Annotated in this window: 19 protein-coding genes; 6 read left to right on the forward strand and 13 right to left on the reverse strand. The window is 71.9% G+C overall.

All coding sequences use genetic code 11. The annotated features are described in order from the left end of the window. Positions 1-2: 2 nt before the first annotated feature. The gene (aspS, locus tag OG429_RS20235; protein ID WP_328926699.1) at positions 3-1,820 is read left to right on the forward strand and encodes an aspartate--tRNA ligase; all 1,818 of its coding nucleotides are present in this window, start codon (positions 3-5) and stop codon (positions 1,818-1,820) included. Between the two features lie 55 nt (positions 1,821-1,875). On the opposite strand, the gene OG429_RS20240 is transcribed toward aspS, so the two are convergent. After that, a complete protein-coding gene (locus OG429_RS20240) occupies positions 1,876-3,453 on the reverse strand; it encodes a VWA domain-containing protein (protein ID WP_328926700.1) in 1,578 nt (525 codons plus the stop codon). Positions 3,454-3,747: 294 nt separating this feature from the next. Between OG429_RS20240 and OG429_RS20245 the strand changes: the two genes are divergently transcribed. Further along, entirely contained in the window at positions 3,748-5,847 is a 2,100-nt protein-coding gene (locus OG429_RS20245; RefSeq protein WP_328926701.1) for a PhoX family protein, read from the forward strand. 135 nt (positions 5,848-5,982) lie between these two features. On the opposite strand, the gene OG429_RS20250 is transcribed toward OG429_RS20245, so the two are convergent. The 4 genes from OG429_RS20250 to OG429_RS20265 form a co-directional block, all read right to left on the reverse strand. Next, on the reverse strand, positions 5,983-7,266 hold the full coding sequence (locus OG429_RS20250) for a sensor histidine kinase (protein WP_328930356.1): 1,284 nt from the start codon (positions 7,264-7,266) through the stop codon (positions 5,983-5,985). Beyond that, entirely contained in the window at positions 7,254-7,973 is a 720-nt protein-coding gene (locus OG429_RS20255; protein ID WP_328926702.1) for a hypothetical protein, read from the reverse strand. Before OG429_RS20255 ends, OG429_RS20250 begins: the two co-directional genes overlap by 13 nt. Before the next feature lie 71 nt (positions 7,974-8,044). Beyond that, complete coding sequence (locus OG429_RS20260; RefSeq protein WP_328926703.1) at positions 8,045-10,036, reverse strand: FUSC family protein; 1,992 nt, start codon at positions 10,034-10,036, stop codon at positions 8,045-8,047. An 80-nt stretch (positions 10,037-10,116) separates the two neighbouring features. Continuing rightward, positions 10,117-10,944: a hypothetical protein gene (locus tag OG429_RS20265; protein ID WP_328926704.1), complete on the reverse strand. Its 828-nt coding sequence runs from the start codon at positions 10,942-10,944 to the stop codon at positions 10,117-10,119. 112 nt (positions 10,945-11,056) lie between these two features. Between OG429_RS20265 and OG429_RS20270 the strand changes: the two genes are divergently transcribed. From OG429_RS20270 to OG429_RS20280, 3 genes are all read left to right on the forward strand, one after another. Beyond that, the gene (locus OG429_RS20270) at positions 11,057-11,539 is read left to right on the forward strand and encodes an RrF2 family transcriptional regulator (RefSeq protein ID WP_328930357.1); all 483 of its coding nucleotides are present in this window, start codon (positions 11,057-11,059) and stop codon (positions 11,537-11,539) included. 67 nt (positions 11,540-11,606) lie between these two features. Next, complete coding sequence (locus tag OG429_RS20275) at positions 11,607-12,005, forward strand: RidA family protein (RefSeq protein WP_328926705.1); 399 nt, start codon at positions 11,607-11,609, stop codon at positions 12,003-12,005. A gap of 70 nt (positions 12,006-12,075) precedes the next feature. Beyond that, entirely contained in the window at positions 12,076-12,486 is a 411-nt protein-coding gene (locus tag OG429_RS20280) for a hypothetical protein (RefSeq protein ID WP_328926706.1), read from the forward strand. Between the two features lie 70 nt (positions 12,487-12,556). On the opposite strand, the gene OG429_RS20285 is transcribed toward OG429_RS20280, so the two are convergent. The 6 genes from OG429_RS20285 to OG429_RS20310 form a co-directional block, all read right to left on the reverse strand. Next, positions 12,557-12,730, reverse strand: coding sequence for a hypothetical protein (locus OG429_RS20285; protein ID WP_328926707.1), 174 nt, complete (start codon positions 12,728-12,730; stop codon positions 12,557-12,559). Between the two features lie 103 nt (positions 12,731-12,833). After that, positions 12,834-13,184 carry a hypothetical protein gene (locus OG429_RS20290; protein WP_328926708.1) on the reverse strand — a complete coding sequence of 117 codons (351 nt, stop codon included), beginning with the start codon at positions 13,182-13,184 and terminating at the stop codon, positions 12,834-12,836. 106 nt (positions 13,185-13,290) lie between these two features. Next, the gene (locus OG429_RS20295; protein WP_328926709.1) at positions 13,291-13,935 is read right to left on the reverse strand and encodes a class F sortase; all 645 of its coding nucleotides are present in this window, start codon (positions 13,933-13,935) and stop codon (positions 13,291-13,293) included. A gap of 319 nt (positions 13,936-14,254) precedes the next feature. Further along, positions 14,255-14,512: a hypothetical protein gene (locus tag OG429_RS20300; RefSeq protein WP_328926710.1), complete on the reverse strand. Its 258-nt coding sequence runs from the start codon at positions 14,510-14,512 to the stop codon at positions 14,255-14,257. Positions 14,513-14,533: 21 nt separating this feature from the next. Further along, positions 14,534-15,295 carry a CbtA family protein gene (locus tag OG429_RS20305; RefSeq protein WP_328926711.1) on the reverse strand — a complete coding sequence of 254 codons (762 nt, stop codon included), beginning with the start codon at positions 15,293-15,295 and terminating at the stop codon, positions 14,534-14,536. A gap of 30 nt (positions 15,296-15,325) precedes the next feature. Further along, positions 15,326-15,541 carry a CbtB domain-containing protein gene (locus tag OG429_RS20310; RefSeq protein WP_328926712.1) on the reverse strand — a complete coding sequence of 72 codons (216 nt, stop codon included), beginning with the start codon at positions 15,539-15,541 and terminating at the stop codon, positions 15,326-15,328. A 189-nt stretch (positions 15,542-15,730) separates the two neighbouring features. Between OG429_RS20310 and OG429_RS20315 the strand changes: the two genes are divergently transcribed. After that, positions 15,731-16,174, forward strand: coding sequence for a histidine phosphatase family protein (locus OG429_RS20315; protein WP_328926713.1), 444 nt, complete (start codon positions 15,731-15,733; stop codon positions 16,172-16,174). Here the strand turns inward: OG429_RS20315 and pucL are convergent. Next, a complete protein-coding gene (gene pucL / locus OG429_RS20320; RefSeq protein ID WP_328926714.1) occupies positions 16,171-17,088 on the reverse strand; it encodes a factor-independent urate hydroxylase in 918 nt (305 codons plus the stop codon). The genes OG429_RS20315 and pucL overlap by 4 nt on opposite strands. Positions 17,089-17,320: 232 nt before the next feature. Next, positions 17,321-18,709, reverse strand: coding sequence for an aspartate aminotransferase family protein (locus tag OG429_RS20325; RefSeq protein ID WP_328926715.1), 1,389 nt, complete (start codon positions 18,707-18,709; stop codon positions 17,321-17,323). Positions 18,710-18,791 lie beyond the last annotated feature (82 nt).

The following is an 18,791-nucleotide window of genomic DNA, read 5'->3' on the forward strand; positions in this document are numbered from 1 at the left end:
TGATGCATCGGTACAGGTCCCACACCTGCGGCGAGCTCCGCGCCTCTGACGTCAACGCCGACGTCCGGCTGAGCGGCTGGCTGCACAACCGTCGAGACCTGGGCGGCATCCTCTTCATCGATCTGCGTGACCACTACGGCATCACGCAGCTCGTGGCCCGTCCCGGCACCGCCGCGAACGAGGCGCTGAGCAGCGTCACCAAGGAGACCGTCGTCCGTATCGACGGCAAGGTCGTCTCCCGTGGCGCGGACAACGTCAACCCCGAGCTGCCCACCGGCGAGATCGAGATCGAGGTCTCCGAGGTCGAGGTGCTCGGCGCGGCCGCCCCGCTGCCCTTCACCATCAACACCGACGACGGTGTGAACGAGGAGCGGCGCCTGGAGTACCGCTTCCTCGACCTGCGCCGCGAGCGCATGCACCGCAACATCATGCTGCGCTCGGCCGTCATCGCGGCCATCCGGCACAAGATGGTGGCCCTCGGCTTCAACGAGATGGCGACCCCGATCCTCACCGCGACCTCCCCCGAGGGCGCCCGTGACTTCGTGGTCCCGTCCCGCCTGAACCCGGGCAAGTTCTACGCCCTGCCGCAGGCCCCGCAGCAGTTCAAGCAGCTGCTGATGATCTCGGGCTTCGACCGGTACTTCCAGATCGCGCCCTGCTTCCGCGACGAGGATGCCCGCGCCGACCGCTCGCCGGGCGAGTTCTACCAGCTCGACGTCGAGATGTCCTTCGTCGAGCAGGAGGACGTCTTCCAGCCGATCGAGCGCCTGATGACCGAGCTCTTCACCGAGTTCGGCAACGGCCGCGAGGTCACCTCCCCCTTCCCGCGGATCCCGTTCCGCGAGTCGATGCTGAAGTACGGCAACGACAAGCCCGACCTGCGCGCCAAGCTGGAGCTCGTCGACATCTCCGACGTGTTCGAGGGCTCGGAGTTCAAGGCGTTCGCCGGCAAGCACGTGCGCGCGCTGGCCGTCCCGGACACCGGCGACCAGCCGCGCAAGTTCTTCGACGGCCTCGGCGACTACGCGGTCTCCCTGGGCGCGAAGGGCCTGGCCTGGGTCCGCGTCGGCGAGGAGAACGCCCTCACCGGCCCGATCGCCAAGTTCCTCACCGAGGAGAACGTCAAGGTCCTCACCGAGCGCCTGGGCCTGGTCCCCGGCCACGCCGTGTTCTTCGGCGCGGGCGACTTCGACGAGGTCTCCAAGATCATGGGCCCGGTCCGGGTCGAGGCCGCCAAGCGCGCCGGCCAGTTCGAGGAGAACGTCTTCCGCTTCTGCTGGATCGTCGACTTCCCGATGTACGAGAAGGACGAGGACACCGGGAAGATCGACTTCTCCCACAACCCCTTCTCCATGCCGCAGGGCGGCATGAAGGACCTGGAGGAGAAGGACCCGCTCGACATCCTGGCGTGGCAGTACGACATCGTCTGCAACGGCATCGAGCTGTCCTCCGGCGCCATCCGCAACCACGAGCCCGAGGTCATGCTGAAGGCCTTCGAGATCGCGGGCTACGAGGCCGAGACCGTCGAGCGCGAGTTCGCCGGCATGCTGCGCGCCTTCCGTCTCGGCGCCCCGCCGCACGGTGGCATCGCCCCGGGCGTGGACCGCATCGTGATGCTGCTGGCCGACGAGCCGAACATCCGCGAGACCATCGCCTTCCCGCTGAACGGCAACGCGCAGGACCTGATGATGGGCGCGCCCACCGTCCTGGAGGAGACCCGCCTGCGTGAGCTGAACATCGCGCTGCGGGGGCCGGTGGAGACGAAGCCGGCGGAGGCCAAGCCGATCGCCGAGGCCGTCCACCCGGACGCCGCGCGCTGACCGAGGCATGAGCAAGGGCCCGGGATCCGATGGATCCCGGGCCCTTCGCTTCGGCTCAGAAGCTCTGGAGCAGGCCCTTGACCAGCGCGGCGGAGGTCAGCTCGGCCGGGGCGGGGCCGGCGTGGAAGAAGCCGGCGTTCTCGGCGTCCAGCTTGCGCAGGAAGTCGAAGGCCTTCGCGTCGTGGTCGCCGAAGGCGACGAACTGCCAGTGGATGCCGGGGGCGGTGGCGGCCGCCTCGGTCAGGGCCGCCTTGGCGGGCTGCCGGTTGTCGGGGGCGCCGTCCGTCTGGAAGACGACGAGGGCCGGGCCTTCGCCGCCGTCCTTCCGGTAGTGCTCGACGACGGCCTCGACGGCGACGTGGTAGCTGGTGCGGCCCATCCGGCCGAGCTCGGCGTGGCGGGCCTCGACCCAGCCCTCGTCGTGGCTGTCGAGGGCGAGGTCGGCGGTGCCGTCCAGCTCCGTGGAGAAGAACACCGTGTGGACGGTGGCCTCGTCGTCGAGGTGCGCGGCCAGGGCGAGGGCGTGGTCGGCGAGGTGCTGGGCGCTGCCGTCCTTGTAGAACCCGCGCATCGATCCGGACCGGTCCAGGACGAGGTACACCTTGGCGCGCGCCCCGGCCTTGCCCTTGCCCCGGAGCACCTGCCCGGCAGCCTTGTAGGCCCCGGATACCCCGGGAGCCCGCTTGCGCACCGCGGCCGCACCGTGCGCGGGCCCCGCCTCCTCGGCCTCGACGGCCTCGGCCTCGGCGGCCGGCTCGGGCTCGGCCACGACCTCGGGGGCGGCGACCAGGGGCTCGACCTCGGGCTCGGCCTCGGCCTCGACGGCGAGGGGTTCGACCTCGGCGGTGACCTCGACCTCAACCTCGGCCTCGGGCTCCGCCTCGGGGGCGGCGGCCTCGGCGGCTACCGGCTCCGGGGTGGTCTCGGGCTCGGCCTCGACCTCGGGTTCCGCCTCGGGGGCGGCGGCCTCGGCGGCTACCGGCTCCGGGGTGGTCTCGGGCTCCGCCTCGACCTCGGGCTGCGCTTCCGGCGCGGCGGCCTCGGGCTCGGCCTCGACCTTGACCTCTGCCTCAACGGGCTCGGCCTCGGGGGCGGCGGCCTCGGCGGCTAGCGGCTCCGGGGCGGTCTCGGGCTCGGCCTCGACCTCGGCCTCGGCCACGACCTCGGCCACGATCTCAACGTGCTCGGCCTCGGGCTCGGGGTCCGTCTCCGGCGCTTGCGCCGGTACGTCGGCCTCCGCGGCCACCGGCTCCGCTTCGGGGGCGGCGGCCTCGGGCTCGGCCGCGACCGGCTCGGCTTCCGCTTCGGGCGCCACCGGCTCGGTGGGCTCCTGCTGAACCGCCGGAGGCATGGGGCGGCGGGCCTCCGGGACCGTGGCTTCCGCAGGCGGTGCGGACGCGGGGGACGGGTCCGGAGCCGGGGCCGTGAGGACCGTACCCGGCTCCCGGTCCCGCGGTGCGGACTGCGGCGGAACGGTGGGGTTGTCGAAGGACGCGGCGACCAGCTCGGCCGCCACGTCCAACGGGGTGCGTTCCGTCTGGCTCGGGAGGTTCGCCGAGGGGGCGTCCGAAGTCTCCGGAACGGGTTCCGCCGACCGTCCGAACACCTTGCGCAACAAGCTCCGAATACCCATGGGCCAGGCCTTTCGCATGAGTGCGTGCGTCATTTGTCCGTGCTGTGCGGATGATCCCTGCCCAGAGTGGACACGTAAGGTTATCGGCCGCCCGGCTGGATCTTCGGGAGGGGCACCTTTCGTGGTGTCCGACTTCCGGACGCATTCACTCCCGTCCCGAACTCCCGCTCCGACGCGCCGGGTTCACCGATCGTTCATCCCCGCGCCGCCGCTTCGGCGCAACTCCCGCCTAGCGTCACCGCTGGATTGTTCCGACATGTTGTCGGCGCCCACGCAGCTACTCGGAGGACACTCGTGCGCAAGCTCCTGCCGCTCATCGGCAACCCGCATGGGAGCGGCCGTTCCGCTCTCACCTGCCGCTACCGCTGTGGCGACGCCTGCTTCCACGAGGTGCCGAACACCAGCGACAACGAGTACGTCGGCGATGTCATAGCCCGCGCGTACTCCCGCCGCTCGATGCTGCGTACCGCCGCCGTCGTGACCGTCGCCACCGCCGCCGGTACCGCCGTCGCCCTCAGCGGCCCCGGCCAGAGCGCCAGCGCCGCGCCCGCCGGCGAGGCCGAGGCCGCCGGCGCCTCCAAGAGCGGCGAGGCCGCCCGTGGTCTGCGCTTCAAGCCTGTCGCGCCGAACACCGACGACCGGGTCACCGTCCCCGAGGGCTACGAGCAGAACGTGGTCATCCGCTGGGGCGAGCCCATCGTCAAGGGCGCCCCGGGGTTCAACGCCGACAAGCAGACCGCCGCAGCCCAGGCCGGTCAGTTCGGCTACAACAACGACTTCCTCTCGCTGCTCCCGCTCGGTGGCGACTACGAGCGCCAGCAGCTGCTCGTGGCCAACCACGAGTACACCGACGAGAACCTCATGTTCAAGGGCTACGACCCGGCCAACCCGACCCGCGAGCAGGTCGAGATCGCCTGGGCCGCGCACGGCCTCGGCATCGTCGTCGTCCAGGAGGACCACCGCAGCGGCAAGCTGACCGCGGTCACCCGCCACCAGCTCAACCGCCGCCTCACCGCGACCAGCGAGTTCAAGCTCACCGGCCCGGCCGCGGGCAGCGCCCTGGTGAAGACCTCCGTCGACGCGACCGGCACCAAGGTCCTCGGCACGCTCAACAACTGCTCCGGCGGCACCACCCCGTGGGGCACCACGCTGCACGGCGAGGAGAACTTCAACCAGTACTTCGCCAACGCCGGCCAGGTCACCGACGCGACCCAGGCCGCCCGCCTGAAGCGCTACGGCGTCTCCACCGGCGCCACCGAGCGCAAGTGGGAGCGCTTCGACAAGCGTTTCGACGTGCTCCAGGAGCCCAACGAGTCGCACCGCTTCGGCTGGGTCGTCGAGCTCGACCCGTACGACCCGAACTCCACCCCGCGCAAGCGCACCGCGCTGGGCCGCTTCAAGCACGAGGGCGCCCAGCCCCGCCTGACCGAGGACGGCCGCCCGGTCGTCTACATGGGCGACGACGAGCGCTTCGACTACTTCTACAAGTTCGTCTCGTCGAAGCAGATGAAGAAGGGCAACTCGCGCGCGGCGAAGGAGCACAACCTCACGCTGCTCGACGAGGGCACCCTGTACGTCGCCAAGCTGACCGGCGACTCCCCGGCCGCCGAGATCGATGGCACCGGCAAGCTCCCCTCCGACGGCCAGTTCGACGGCTCCGGCGTGTGGATCAAACTCCTCACCTCCTCCCCGTCCGGCAACGTCTCGCACGTCGAGGGCATGACCGCCGAAGAGGTGGCCGTCTTCACGCGCCAGGCCGGTGACAAGGTGGGCGCCACCAAGATGGACCGCCCCGAGGACATCGAGCCCTCGCCGCGCACTGGCCGCGTGTACGTCGTCCTCACCAACAACACCGACCGCGGCAAGGCCGGCAAGGCCGGTGCGGACGAGGCCAACCCGCGCAACCTGAACAAGCACGGCCAGATCCTGGAGCTCGCCGAGAACTTCGACGACCCGGCCGGCGACGGCTTCGCCTGGCGCCTGTTCCTGGTCGCCGGTGACCCGAAGGACCCGGCCACGTTCTTCGCGGGCTTCCCGAAGGAGAAGGTCAGCCCGATCTCCTGCCCGGACAACGTGACCTTCGACCCGCACGGCAACCTGTGGATCTCCACGGACGGCAACCAGCTCGGCTCCCACGACGGCCTGTTCGGTGTCGCCACCGCCGGTGAGCGCCGCGGTGAGCTGAAGCAGTTCCTGACCGTCCCCCGCGGCGCCGAGACCTGCGGCCCGCTGGTCCAGGACAAGCGCGTCCTGGTCGCCGTCCAGCACCCGGGCGAGATCGACGGCGCGTCCGTCGAGAAGCCCCAGTCGGTGTGGCCCGACGGCCCCGGCAAGATCGTCCGCCCGGCGGTCGTGTCCGTCTGGCGCAAGGACGGCAAGAACATCGGCGTCTGACCCAGCCGATGAGCACGCCCGGTTGAGGCAGCGCGAGGGGATGTTTCTCCCCCAGCTAACGCTGGGAGGTACCCCCAGTGAAACATCCCCTCGTGCATGCCGTCGTTCATGCCCCCGCGCTTGCTTTCGCTCTGGTCAATTCCCGTCCGGCAGTCGCCCGACGGGAAGCCGGAGCGTGGTCACCGCGCCCCCGTCAGGGGCGTTGGAGAAGCCGAGCGTGATCTCCAGGACCGCGGCCTGGCCTGCCACGATCGTCAGCCCCAGCCCGTGGCCCCGGCCGCGCCCCGGGTCCCCGGTGCGGAACCGCTGCGGGCCCTGCTCGATCAGCTCGGGCGGATAGCCGGGCCCGTGGTCGCGGACCACCACCACCGGGCCCTCCACGGTCACCTCGACCGGCGGCCCGCCGTGCCTGTGGGAGTTGACCAGCAGGTTGGCCAGGATCCGGTCCAGGCGGCGCCGGTCGGTGAGCACCACCGTGTCCCGGAGCACCCGTACGGAGGCGTCCAGGCCGGTCGCGGCGACGGCCCGCCGCACCGCCCGGCCCAGCTCCACCCGGGCGAGCTCGGCCTGTTCGACGCCGGAGTCCAGCCGGGAGATCTCCAGCAGGTCCTCGGTGAGCAGGTGCAGGGCCTTGAGCCGGTCGTTGATCATCTCCTTGGGGCGGCCCTCCGGAAGCAGTGCCGCCGCGGCCAGCGAACCCGTGAGCGGAGTGCGCAGTTCGTGCGCGACATCCGCCGTGAAGCGCTTCTCCGCCTCCAGCCGGTCCTGGAGCGACCCGGCCATCGAGTCCAGCGCGTGTGCCACGTCCCGTACCTCGTCCCGGGAGCGGGCCGGCCGCGGACCGTCTCCGCCGTCCTTCGCACGGGCGTCCCCGCCGGCCGGGAAGTCCACCCGGGCGTCCAGGTCCCCGGCGCTGATCCGGCGGGCCACGGCGGCCGTGGTCGTGAGCCGCCGGCTGATCCGGTCGGCGAGGAACAGGCCGGCCAGCGCGACCACCCCGGCCGCGAGCACCGAGGAGGCGAGGATCGCCGTGTCGATGTCCCGCAGCCGGACGCGGGTGTTCTCGTACGGGATCCAGACCGCGAGGGCATGGTTGTCGGCGGGTGCGGCGGCCCACATGACGGGCTTGGCCCCGTGCTCGCCGACCATGCTTCCGGTGTCCCCGCGGGCGACCAGCTCACGCAGTCGCTCCGGCAGGTCGGGCGGGTCCAGGGTGGCGTTCACGTCGCCGTGCGCGGTGCCGTACTCGTAGTGGCCGAGGGCGTGGTCCAGATCCCCGTCCGCCTCCTTGCGGACCTCCCCGACGATCTGCCGGGCGACCACGTTGTGCACCAGGATCCCCAGTGCGGCGGCGACCATGCAGCACACCATGGTGGTGGTGAGGGCGATCTTCCAGCGCAGGCTGCTCAGCGCGCGCATCGCGATCTGCCCCCGCTCAGCGGTATCTCCGTGAGCGTCGGGCACTCGTCGAGGGTGAGCTGCGTCAGGTTCATCAGCCCGGCGCCCGGGTCCCAGACGTAGTCGGAGACGGCGACGTACTTCGGGTTCGACGTGGGCTCGCGTACCGCCAGGTGCTCGGCGGCCACCTCCACTCCCTCCAGCACCCCGCGCCGGGCCAGGACCCGGGCGACGGAGCCGTCGTCGCGGGCGGTGTAGACGCGCAGCTCGCTGACGCGGCCGTCGACGTCCAGGGCGGTGATCAGCTCGTCCTTGCCGTCGCCCGTCAGGTCGTGCAGGACGCCCGGGCGCACCGGGCAGTCGGGGCCGCCGTCCACAGCCTGTGTGCAGAGCGCGAGCCGCTGTACCGCCCGGGGGTCGACGAGGCGGCCCGTGCCGCCGTCCTGGGTGGTGGCGGCGGTGATGTCGGCGCGTACGACGGCGAGCGCGTCGACGCCGCGCATGCCCTTTCTCTCGTCCGGGACCTTGGGGAGCCCGGGCACCAGGGCGGCCGTGCCCGGCTGCTGCCCGGGGTCGGGCGGGTCGGGGTGGATGTCCTGCCACAGGGTGCGGGGGGCGTGCACCGCGCCGAGGTCACCGTCGCTCTGCAGACCCTCCACGTCGGCGCACCCGGCCGTCGCCGCCAGAACAGCGGCGAGGACCGGTATGGCGGCCAGCGCGCGGTGCATGTACCGATGCTCTCCCGCCGGGGTGCGTTCGGCCCGGCCACTGGGCCATCCGGGGCCGGGAGGGAGCCGGGTCAGCCGCCCGGGTCGGTGATGGCGCGCGCTGCCGCCAGTTCCTGGTGGAGCGGGGACAGGACGCTCGACTCGTCGTCCGTGGGTTCCGGTTCGGAGCGGACCGGGGTTGTGGTGCTGCGGACGGCCTCGGCCAGGGCGCGGATCCGGCGGGTGATTCCGTCGACCTCGGCCGGCTCCGGTGGGCGTGCGCCGTGGTCGACGCGGACGCGGGCGGCGGTGGTCGCGTCCACGATGCGTTCGACGGCGACGACCAGGGGCCACCACGCGGCGGCCCGCGCTCCCGTCGGGGGCGGTTCGGTCAGCGCCCGCTGGAACTCGCTGCGCACGTCCGACAGGTCGCGGTAGATCCGGCGCCGTGCCTGGAGGCGGGCCGTGCGGGCCGCCCGCAGGCCCGCCTCCGTCGGCGGTTGGGCGCCGAACGCCCGCTCCACGTACCGGGCGGCGTCGTCCACGGTGTGGGCGAGCCGGTCGCCGATGCGCGTGTGCCAGCTCTCGGGCCACAGCAGGTAGCCGGCGACGAGGACGATGGCGCAGCCGATCAGGCTGTCCACCAGCCGGGGGCGGATCAGGTCGAAGCCCTGGTGGTTGAGCAGGTCCGAGAGGAGGAGGATGACCGGCGTGATCGCCGCGGTCTGGAAGGCGTAACCCTTCGCGGAGAAGGCGGGGATCAGGGCGGCCAGGACCATCATCACCGGTACGTCCCACCAGCCGCGCGGTACCTCGGCCAGCACGGCCGCCGCGATGACCAGCCCCAGCGCCGTGCCCAGCGCGCGCAGCACGGCCCGGGAGAACACCGAGCCGAAGTCGGGCTTGAGGACGAAGGTGACGGTCAGCGCGACCCAGTAGGAGCGCTCTACCTCGATGAGCGAGACGAGGGACTGCGCGAGCCCGATGCACAGCGCGAGCCGCAGCCCGTACCGCCAGGAGGCCCTGGACAGCATCATGTCGCGCACCGCGTGCCGGGCCCGGACCCGCAGGGCGGCGGGCCGGCCGAGCCGGTCGTCGAGGACGTAGGGGTCCGGTTCGGCGAGGAACACGTGGGTCGCCGCGTGCCGCAGGGCCGAATCGACGGCCCGCTCGGCCGGCGTGTGCGGGGCGGGCAGCTCCAGTACGGGGCTTCCCGTGCGCCCTTCCTCGACGGCGGCCGCCAGGTCCCGTACGGCCGCAGGGATCTCGGGCGGCAGCGGCCGGCCGCGCAGGTGTGCGGCGGGCGCGGCCTCCACCAGCGGGATCACCACATTGAGCTGGGCCAGCAGCCGCACCAGCGAGGGGCTGCGCCCGTGGACCCGGGCCCGTCGGCCCAGAACCAGGTCGTAGGCCTGGTTCAGGGCCTGGGTGAGCTGCTGGCGGTGCTCCGTGTAGTCGGGGCCGCCGGCGGCCTCCAGGGTGTCGGCCAGGGCCCGGTAGGTGGCGGCGACCGCGGCGCGCTCCGGCTGACGGCCGCGCAGCGGCCAGCCCAGCAGGGTCAGGGCGAGGACGAACAGTCCGCCCGCGCTCATCAGCAGGGGCGCCGTCCACCAGGGCTGCGGCAGCGGCAGGCCGGCCCCGATCACGGCGTTGAGCAGGAGCAGCAGTCCGGACACGGAGGCGACCGTGCCGATCGAGGAGATCATCCCGGAGACGAGGGCGATGAGGGTGAGGACGCCGACGGCCACCCAGCCGTGTCCGAAGACCAGGGTGCCCAGTGCCACGCCCACGGCGCCGAAGAGCTGGGGTACGGCGATGTTCAGGATCCGCATCCGGTAGGCGTCGGCGGTGTCGCCGATGACTCCGGCGAGGGCGCCCATGGAGACGAGCGCGCCGTACTCGGGCTCGTCCAGGGCGAATCCCACGGCGAGCGGGACGGACAGCGCGACCGCCGCGCGCACCACGGCGGCCCAGGGGATCGGTGCGGTGCTCGGCCGCAGTCCGTTCAGCAGCCAGCCGGGTGGAGCCGGCGGGCGGTGCCGGTCTCGCCCGGACGGTATGTGTTCGGTGCGTTCGGTGCTCATTCCGCTTCCGTGCCGCCGCTCGCGAATCGGTTCTTCTGGGCTCTTCTGCGTCGTTCTGCGTACGTTGGTACCTTCCGAGCTTATGGGGTGCGGCGCAGTCGGCCCGTCAGCCAGGCGCCCAGCGCGGCGGTGACCCCGATCGCCAGGACGACCCAGGAGCTGGTGCGCAGGAACACGGTGAGCGCGTCGTACACGGCCCCGGCGGCCGACCGGTCGATGTCGCCCGGCAGGTCGTCCAGGGTGAGCCGCCGGCACAGGTCCACGGCGATCCGCAGGAGGACGGCACCGCCCGCGAGCCCGAGTCCGGTGGCGATGACGGCGCGTCGGCGGCGGACGGCGACCGCGACGGCCGTCGCGGCCAGGACCACGGTCAGTACGGGAAGCCAGATGCCGGCGATCTGGAGCATGCCGAATCCCCTCCGGAGAGCGCCGAGGTTGTCGTACTCCATGACCTTCACGGAGACGTGGGTCTGCGGAATGCGGTCGGCGAAGGGCACCCCGTCGGCGACGAGTTCCTCTTTGACCTGCGCGATGACGGGCGCGAGGTCGATGGTGACGGCGTTGCCGTGGTCGGTGGTGAGCGCCTTGAAGAAGGCGGCGTGGGCGGCGCGGTTGGCCGCGTCCCAGGCGGTGCGGTAGGCCGGGGTGCCGGAGAAGGAGCTCAGGGCCTCGCCGAGCAGGGCGTCCAGGTCGCCCTGGAAGGGGCCCGCGTCGATCTGCCCGGAGAGGGCGCGGCCGGCCTGGGTGACGACGACGCCCTGTACGGCGGGGGCCGCGGCGAGCGGGGACATGGCGGCGGTGTAGCGGTCGGCGTCGCCCAGCTCGCGGTCGGCCCAGTACGCGACGGCGCTCGCGGGCACGAGGAGGGCCGCGAGCACGATGAGGACCGCCGACAGGATGGTGCGCACGTCACCAGGGAATGCCGGGGCGGGGCACCGGCGCGAGCCTTGTTGCTGCGGGCGGGTGCGGGTATCACCCTTGCGGGTTTTAATCTGGATATCTAATATCCAGATTATGAAGATGAGTGAGGGCGTCGAGTGGGCGCTGCACAGCTGCGTCAACCTGGCGTGGAGCGGCCCGGAGCGAGCCGTGTCGGCGGCGCGGCTCGCCGCGTGGCACGACCTGCCCGCGGCCTACCTGAACAAGCAGCTCCAGGCGCTGGCCCGGGCGGGCATCCTCACCTCCGCACCCGGCCCCCGCGGGGGCTTCCGGCTGGCCCGCCCGCTCGCCGCCATCACGCTCATGGACGTGGTCGCCGCCGTCGAGGGGCCCGAAGAGGCCTTCAGGTGCGCGGAGATCCGGCAGCAGGGCCCGGGCGCCGGACCGGCGGCCGGTCGTGACGCGGACGCCGCGGAGTGTGCCGTCGCGCACGCCATGGCCCGGGCCGACCTGGCCTGGCGCAGGGCCCTGGCCGCGCAGGACCTCGACGAGATCCGGCAGCAGGCCGAACGGCAGGCCCCCGAGGCCCCGCAGCGGCTCCGAGCCTGGCTCGCCGCGCAGTAGGCCCCTCAGACGTGCGGCAGTCGCACCACACATACGTACGTACGGATACGGAACCAGGGAGCTCGGCATGACGCGCAGCATCATCAACCCGGCAGGTCTCCACACCCCGACCGGCTACGGCTACAGCCACATCGTCTCCGCCCCCGGAGAGCAGGTCTTCATGGCGGGCCAGTACGGCTCCGACGAGAACGGCCACGTCGTCTCCGAGGACTTCGCCGACCAGGTCGCGCAGGCCTTCGCCAACCTCCGGACCGCCCTGGCCGCCGTCGGGCTCGGCCCTGCCGACGTCGTCCGCATCGGTACGTACATCGTCGGCCACGACCAGCGGAAGCTGGAGGTCCTTCTCAAGGAGCTGCACGCCACCTGGGGCACCGAGCTGCCCGCGCAGACCTTGACAGGGGTGGCTGCCCTCGCCCTGCCCGGCATGCTCTTCGAGATCGACGCCGTGGCGGTGCGCCCCTCCTGAGGGGGCCGTGATCCACTTGCCGGTCCGGGTCCGCGGGTGTGCCCTGGAGGATGGGAGAGAGGAGCCCGTCATGGCACATGCGGCACCCACCGCCTTCCGGCGGCAGCCCTACCGCCAGTCGGCGGTCACGGACCACTCCGCACGGAACGCCCTCATCCGCGCCCTGCTCCTCGGACTCGTCTACGGAGTCTGGGCCGCCTTCATCAAGCGCGACACGGGCCCGGTGGACGCGGGCAACGTCTTCTACGGCATCCTGTGCGGCGCGATCTTCGCCGGCTGCATGTTCGGACTCAACCGCGTAGGTCCCCGCCTCATGCGCGAGATCCACGCCTCCGCGTACGGAGCCTTCGCGGGCATCGCCGTGGGCTACCTGCACAGCCTCACGGGTGCGAGCGTGTTCACCTCCACCGTCATCGGCCTCTTCTCCGGCATGGGCATCGGCTTGGCGGCGTTCTACCGCTACTACACACGGGAGCCCTAGCCCCAGCTCCTGCCCGTACCGCCCGGCCGTCCTTTCGGCCGGGCGGTTCTTCCGTGTCTGCGGCGGGCTCCTACGCGGCCGAGTCCGGCGCGGTCGTGTGCTGCGGCTCGCTCGTGCTCTCGGACTCGGCGGCGGCCGGCGACTTCAGCGGCGCGGCCGGATCGCTCTGGCGTACCGGCGGGGTGAAGCGGGCGGCCTCGGCGCGGAGCATGGCGTTCAGGGCGGTGTACGGGTCGATGGGCATGGCGGAACCTCACGGTGCTCAAGGGGTGTGGGGGGACTGCGCTGCTGCCGGGGCCGGGGCCGGGCCGGGTCGATTCGGGCGGGACCCCGGGGCACGGGCCGGCTCAGCAGCGCAGGACCACACTCCGCACCGTCGGCGGGGCCTGCGCCGGCTCGGTCCTCTCCGGGCCCGGTGCGGGCGCGGGCCGGTCCCCGTGTTTCACGTGAAACAACGGCAGCGGTGTCCGGCGCAGGCCCGGCACCCCGCGCGGCAGCCACCGTACGGCGGCACGTACCTCGGGGTCGGCGGCCGGATCCGACTGTCCTTCGGAGGGTTCGGCGGGCGCGGCGGAGGAGGGCTGGGACTCGGCGACCGTCGCGGCGGCCGGACCGGCGCCGAACACGCACAGCAGCACGACACAGGCCGCTGTCAGGGCCCGGGTCAGTGCCGCACGCGTGCGCCGCCTCCCGCTCATGCGGGGGGTGTGCCCCGCCACACCGGGCGGCTCCCGTCCGGGTGCGCAGAAGCCCCCGACCGGAGGACGAAGTCACCCCCCACGGATGACGGCTCGCGAGGGCGGGTCAGCGGCCGCGCCGCTGTCCCGTCAGCCGGGCCAGTACGGCGGTTTCGCCGCCGATCAGGCGCAGTTGGGCCCGTCCGGCCCGGTCCTCGTGGCCCGTGGCCTCACCGGGTGAGATCCGGATGACGGTGAACACGGCCGTACGCCCGTCCGCGCGGGAGATCTCGACGGTCCGGCCCCGCTGGAGTCCGGCCAGGTCCAGGCCCGACCCGGTGATCACCGCGGTGCCGGCCGAGCCCGGCGGTGGACCGGCGGCGTCCCAGGCGGCTTCCTCGCGACCCTCATGTCCCTCAAGCCCCTCATGACTCTCACGCCCCTCGCGCGCCAAGGCCAGCGGCACGTCGATGTCCAGGCTCGGGACGCGCAAGCGCACCGGCCGCGCGGGCCGCATGGGCCCGGTGACCGGCCGCAGCGGGCCGGGGGCCGTCCTCGGCGAGCGCGCGCCCTGGCCGGGGGTGTGCTCGCCGGAATGTTCCCGCTGCCGGGCGAGACGCCGGTGGTCGGACAGCCCCAACGCCCGCGAGGGCAGCGCGTCGTCGGTGGCCGCGGCCGAGGGAGCGGCACCCTCGGTGCGCTGCAGGACGCTGATGCCGGTGGACAGCAGAACCACCGTCAGGGCGGCGACGACCCACTTGGCGCGGGGCATGGGAATCCCTCTCCTCCTGTCCGGCCGGGGCGGCCGGGTCATGTGAGCAGTGGACACCTCCTCTGCCCGTCAGCACGTGGTGAAACACGGGAGACTGACAGGACGTCACGGGTGTGTCGCATCGGGATTCCGGCGTCTTCGCAGCTGACGGCCGGTACGGCCACCCGCTTCGGAGGGCGCGGGACCATACGTCCGAACGGGTGAGCTCACGGGTCTGCGCGCCAGGCCCTACGGCCCCTCCAGCCGGTGCCGTTCCCGCTTCTCGGTACGGCGCCGCGCGGCGAAGACGGCGTGGGCGGCGCAGCTCATGCGGCCGTCGTCAGCACACCGCGACCATCGTCGCCGTCGTCGCGCCCATCAGGATGGCGGCGAGGTGGACGGCCGGGTGGCCGTAGTCGCCGAACCAGAGGTGCCGGGCCAGGCCGCCCAGCGCGGCCAGGGCCGCGATCACGCCGATCTGGCCGAACAGAGTGACGGCGGTGAAGGGGGCCAGGAGCAGCAGGAGCGAGTTCAGCCAGAACGGGGCGGCGCCCGTCCAGCCTCGCCACTGTCTCACCGCCGTCGGCACGTACGGCATGTACTACCGGCCCCCTCATGGTCAACTCGTCGGCTGCACAGCCTCCTTGGGTGCGGCGCCCGGCACAAGGGCCCGTTCGGCTAGAAAACCGAAGGCGAGGCCGAAAGTCGTCCACAGTGCCGCCTGGATGGCCAGGGACGCGAGGCGGAAGTTCCAGATCAGCGCGGCCGGGAAGTCGGCCGGAACCTCGTTGATGCCGGGCAGGAAGGCGTACGAGATCCCGACGGCGAGGACGAAGAACGCGCCCGCCAGGGCCGACGCGTTCCAGTTGCCGAGCTTCGGGGCGAGCCGTCGGCCCAGGATCAGCGCGCCCGCCGCAAGCAGCGCGCTCAGAGCGATCATGAGCAGGTAGAGGGCGGTCCGCCGGGCAGCCGTCTCGGGGTCGCCGACGGCCGGCGGATTGGCGGGGTACTTGAAGAACGGCACCAGTGTGATGGTGACGAACAGCCCGCCGGTGACCAGTGCGGCCGTGGCCCGCGGGCCGAAGCGGCCGATGCGGCCCAGCGCGAAGCAGAAGACGAGCGCGGCGATGCCGCCGAGCGCGACCCCGTACAGCAGGACACCGGTGCCGAGGCCGGCCGTGGCCTGGAGGGCCCGGCTGACCGGGGCCTCCTCGGCGCCGTGGTCGTGGCCGGCCGCGAGGTGGCCGGCCTCCTCGATGGCGATGGCCGCGTCCACCTTGGACTCACCGAGGAGGTACGCGACGAGGAAGGCGGCGACGCCGGCCAGCAGGCCGGCGAGCATGCCTCTGACGAGAAGGACGCGGGGGGAGAGAGAGTTCATCTGTGTCCGGGTTCCCTTGCGGCGAGGAGATCAGTGGCAGGGGAAGCCGAGCAGGTGGCGGCCGTCGTGCAGCCATTCGTGGATGGTCTCGCCCTGGAAGACCGCGGTGGCGCCCTGTTCGATGCCGACGAAGTACAGCAGGACGAGCATGAGGACGGCGACGAAGGCGGCCCAGGGAGCGAGCGCGGAGAGCGAAATCGGGGCGACGGCGGGAGCCGTCGTGGGCACGGCGGTGTGAGCGGCCATGGCAGGTACCTCCAGAGGGAACACGCGTCCCGGTCAGTGGTGCTCGCGACGACGGCGGCGGGTCTGACTTGCCTCCCTTGCGGGGAGGATTCACAGTGGCGCGACCGTGCCGGATTTTCACCGTGCTTCCGTCGTACCGTCGTCATGTAGTTATGTCGTCCGAGACCGTACCGCGCTTACGCTCCCTTTATGAACCCCCAGTCGGTACGAGTTCACCTGGTTACCCCGGCGCTTGACGCCTCGATGCGGCAGCACCGCTTCGGCCACGGCGGGCCGTACGCCCTGGAAACCGGGCAGTGGGCCGGCCGGACCCTGGACGAAGTGGCCGCCGAGGACCCGGCCGCGGTGCACGGCTGGCTCACGGACCCCGCGTACGCCCCGCCCGGCGGCGAGTCCGTCGAGGCGCTCGTCGCCCGCGCCGGAAGCTGGCTGACCGGCCTCGCGCCCGGCACCCACCGGGTCACCGCCGATCAGGCCTTCGTCCGGGCGGCCGTCGTGCACGCGCTGGAGCTGCCGCCGCACACGTTCTGGCGGCTGGACGCACGACCCGGCACGCTCACCGAACTCAGTGGGCGCGCGGGGCGGTGGAATCTGCGCATCGGGAACCGGTACCCGGAGCCCGAGGAGGCCTAGGCGACGATCCAGTCGGAGGTCGCGATGACCGGCTGCACGCCGTCGCGGTGGACGGTGCCCTCGATCAGGCCGTACATCCGGTCCGCCGCGAAGTAGACCTCGTTGTCGTTCTTGAGGCCGAAGGGCTCCAGGTCGACGAGGAAGTGGTGCTTGTTGGGGAGGTTCAGGCGCACCTCGTTGACCTTGGGGCAGTTGTCGAGCACCCGCTCGGCCATCTGGTTCAGGGTCTGCTGCAGCGAGTACGAGTACGTCTCCGCGAAGGCTTCCAGCATGTTCTTGCGGACCTTCTTGTACGACTGGTCCCAGTCGTACCCGGCGTCGTCGGCGGCCAGCGCCGAGTGCGCCCAGCGCGCGGTGACCTTGGTCGCCAGGATGCGGTCGTACGCCTCCTGGAGGGTCGTGTACTTGTCCTTGATGTAGCCGTGGAACTCGGAGTTGGTCGAGTTCATCACCGTCAGGTCCTTCAGACCCGAGATGACCTGCAGGCCCGTCGTCTCGCTGTAGGTGATCTGCGCGGTGCGCACCTCCTGGCCCTTGCGGACGAAGGAATGCTGCTCCTTGCGCGTCGGGACCGGGATGCGGTCCCACGCGTACTCCTCGATGCGGATCTGCGCCTCGCGGATGGGCTCCTGCGAGGAGACGAAGTGCTTGGCGAGCAGGATGCCGAAGGCCTCGGGGGAGTCGATGCCGTGCTCCTTGCCGAAGGCGTACACCGTGTTCTTGGTGGTGTCGGTCGGCAGGCAGTTGGCGTTGTCGCCGGTCAGGTGGACGTCCCGGAACTCACCGCGGAGCGCGACCGAGACGTTGAGGTCGCGGATCTCGTGCCACGAACCTTCGGCGCCCTTGCGGGTGACCTTGACGATGCGGTTCTCGGCCTTGCCGTACTGGTTCTGGGCCAGGACGTGCTTGCTCATGGGCTGACTTCCTTACGGGTACACGGAGTCCGGCTGGCGGGATCCCGTACGCCCGGCGTCCAGCGGTCGGACCGCTCCCCGCCGTTCGGTCACGCAGGACCGCCCCGGGACTGACGTGCATCCCGGTCCGTAGGTGCTCTTTCGGATTTCAGCACGTTCACGTGCTGTTCGTAATGCCGCGGATCCTCCGAGAGCCGCACCCACGGATTGGGCGACCGTATGTCTGAGCAGGTCAGACCGTGTGCGCGTCGGCGACCGACAGGGCCTCGTCGAGGATCGCCAGGCCCTTGGCGACGTCCTTCGGCGAGATGTTGCACGGCGGCGCGACGTGGATGCGGTTCCCCGCGAGCAGCGGCCACAGGCCGCCCTTCTTCAGGGCCGCCCCGAACTCCGCCATGGGCGCGTTGTCGGCGCCCGAGGCGTTGTACGGAACCAGCGGCTCCCGCGTCGCCGCGTCCCGTACGAGCTCCAGCGCCCAGAAGGTGCCGAGCCCGCGGACCTCACCGACCGAGGGGTGCCGCTCGGCGAGCTCGCGCAGCCCGGGCCCGAGCAGCTCGGCGCCGGTACGGGCGGACTGCTCGACGATGCCCTCCTCCTCCATGACGTTGATCGTGGCGACGGCGGCCGCGCAGGCCAGCACGTGCCCGGAGTACGTCAGCCCGCCCGGGTAGGGCCGGCGGGCGAAGGTCTCGGCGATGGCGGCCGAGATGGCGACCCCGCCGAGGGGTACGTAGCCGCTGGTGACGCCCTTGGCGAAGCAGAGCAGGTCGGGGCGCACGTCCCAGTGCTCGGAGGCGAACCACTTACCGGTCCGGCCGAAGCCGACCATGATCTCGTCGAGGATGAAGACGATGCCGAAGCGGTCGCAGAGCGCGCGGACCCCGGCCAGGTAGCCGTCCGGGTGGACGAGCACGCCCGGGGCGCCGCCGACGGTCTCCAGGATGATCGCGGCGATGGACTGCGGACCCTCGAAGACGATCGTGTCCTCGAGGTGGCGCAGGGCGCGCTCGCACTCCTCGGCCTCGGTGGTCGCGTAGAAGGGCGAGCGGTAGGCGAAGGGGCCCCAGAAGTGCACGACACCGGCGGTGGCGGTGTCGTTGCCGAAGCGCCGCGCGTCACCGGTCAGGTTGATCGCGGTGGAGGTGGCGCCGTGGTACGAGCGGTACGCGGAGAGCACCTTGGGCCGGCCGGTGTGCAGCCGGGCCATGCGGACGGCGTTCTCGACGGCCTCGGCCCCGGCATTGGTGAAGAAGATCTTGTCCAGGTCGCCGGGAGTGCGCTCGGCGATCAGCCGGGCCGCCTCGGAGCGGACGTCGACGGCGAAGCCGGGGGCGACCGTGCACAGCTTGGCCGCCTGCTCCTGGATGGCCGCGGCGACCTTGGGGTGCTGGTGGCCGATGTTCGTGTAGACGAGGGCGCTGGAGAAGTCGAGGAAGCGGTTGCCGTCGTAGTCCCAGAAGTACGAGCCCTCGGCCCCGGCGACGGCGAGCGGGTCGATGAGCTCCTGCGCCGACCACGAATGGAAGACGTGCTTCCGGTCGGCTTCCTTCACTGCGTCTTTCACTGCGTCTCGCACCGCGCGGTCTTCCGCGGCGGCGAGGGCACCGGCTTCTGCGTTCATAAAACGAGAGTAGTTGTCCACGATGCGGAACGGCGGCCGTGTCCGATGGGCGGGCGGACTCGGACGATGGGGCGACCGCCGC

Source organism: Streptomyces sp. NBC_00190, assembly GCF_036203305.1.
Lineage (GTDB): Bacteria > Actinomycetota > Actinomycetes > Streptomycetales > Streptomycetaceae > Streptomyces.

Excerpts from the sequence above, each read along its gene's own strand:
- aspS (WP_328926699.1), top strand. The coding sequence starts at position 3 with ATGCATCGGTACAGGTCCCACACCTGCGGCGAGCTCCGCGCCTCTGAC.
- OG429_RS20240 (WP_328926700.1), bottom strand. The coding sequence starts at position 3,453 with ATGGGTATTCGGAGCTTGTTGCGCAAGGTGTTCGGACGGTCGGCGGAA.
- OG429_RS20250 (WP_328930356.1), bottom strand. The coding sequence starts at position 7,266 with ATGCGCGCGCTGAGCAGCCTGCGCTGGAAGATCGCCCTCACCACCACC.
- OG429_RS20255 (WP_328926702.1), bottom strand. The coding sequence starts at position 7,973 with ATGCACCGCGCGCTGGCCGCCATACCGGTCCTCGCCGCTGTTCTGGCG.
- OG429_RS20260 (WP_328926703.1), bottom strand. The coding sequence starts at position 10,036 with ATGAGCACCGAACGCACCGAACACATACCGTCCGGGCGAGACCGGCAC.
- OG429_RS20270 (WP_328930357.1), top strand. The coding sequence starts at position 11,057 with ATGAGTGAGGGCGTCGAGTGGGCGCTGCACAGCTGCGTCAACCTGGCG.
- OG429_RS20275 (WP_328926705.1), top strand. The coding sequence starts at position 11,607 with ATGACGCGCAGCATCATCAACCCGGCAGGTCTCCACACCCCGACCGGC.
- OG429_RS20280 (WP_328926706.1), top strand. The coding sequence starts at position 12,076 with ATGGCACATGCGGCACCCACCGCCTTCCGGCGGCAGCCCTACCGCCAG.
- OG429_RS20285 (WP_328926707.1), bottom strand. The coding sequence starts at position 12,730 with ATGCCCATCGACCCGTACACCGCCCTGAACGCCATGCTCCGCGCCGAG.
- OG429_RS20290 (WP_328926708.1), bottom strand. The coding sequence starts at position 13,184 with ATGAGCGGGAGGCGGCGCACGCGTGCGGCACTGACCCGGGCCCTGACA.
- OG429_RS20295 (WP_328926709.1), bottom strand. The coding sequence starts at position 13,935 with ATGCCCCGCGCCAAGTGGGTCGTCGCCGCCCTGACGGTGGTTCTGCTG.
- OG429_RS20300 (WP_328926710.1), bottom strand. The coding sequence starts at position 14,512 with ATGCCGTACGTGCCGACGGCGGTGAGACAGTGGCGAGGCTGGACGGGC.
- OG429_RS20305 (WP_328926711.1), bottom strand. The coding sequence starts at position 15,295 with ATGAACTCTCTCTCCCCCCGCGTCCTTCTCGTCAGAGGCATGCTCGCC.
- OG429_RS20310 (WP_328926712.1), bottom strand. The coding sequence starts at position 15,541 with ATGGCCGCTCACACCGCCGTGCCCACGACGGCTCCCGCCGTCGCCCCG.
- OG429_RS20315 (WP_328926713.1), top strand. The coding sequence starts at position 15,731 with ATGAACCCCCAGTCGGTACGAGTTCACCTGGTTACCCCGGCGCTTGAC.
- pucL (WP_328926714.1), bottom strand. The coding sequence starts at position 17,088 with ATGAGCAAGCACGTCCTGGCCCAGAACCAGTACGGCAAGGCCGAGAAC.
- OG429_RS20325 (WP_328926715.1), bottom strand. The coding sequence starts at position 18,709 with ATGAACGCAGAAGCCGGTGCCCTCGCCGCCGCGGAAGACCGCGCGGTG.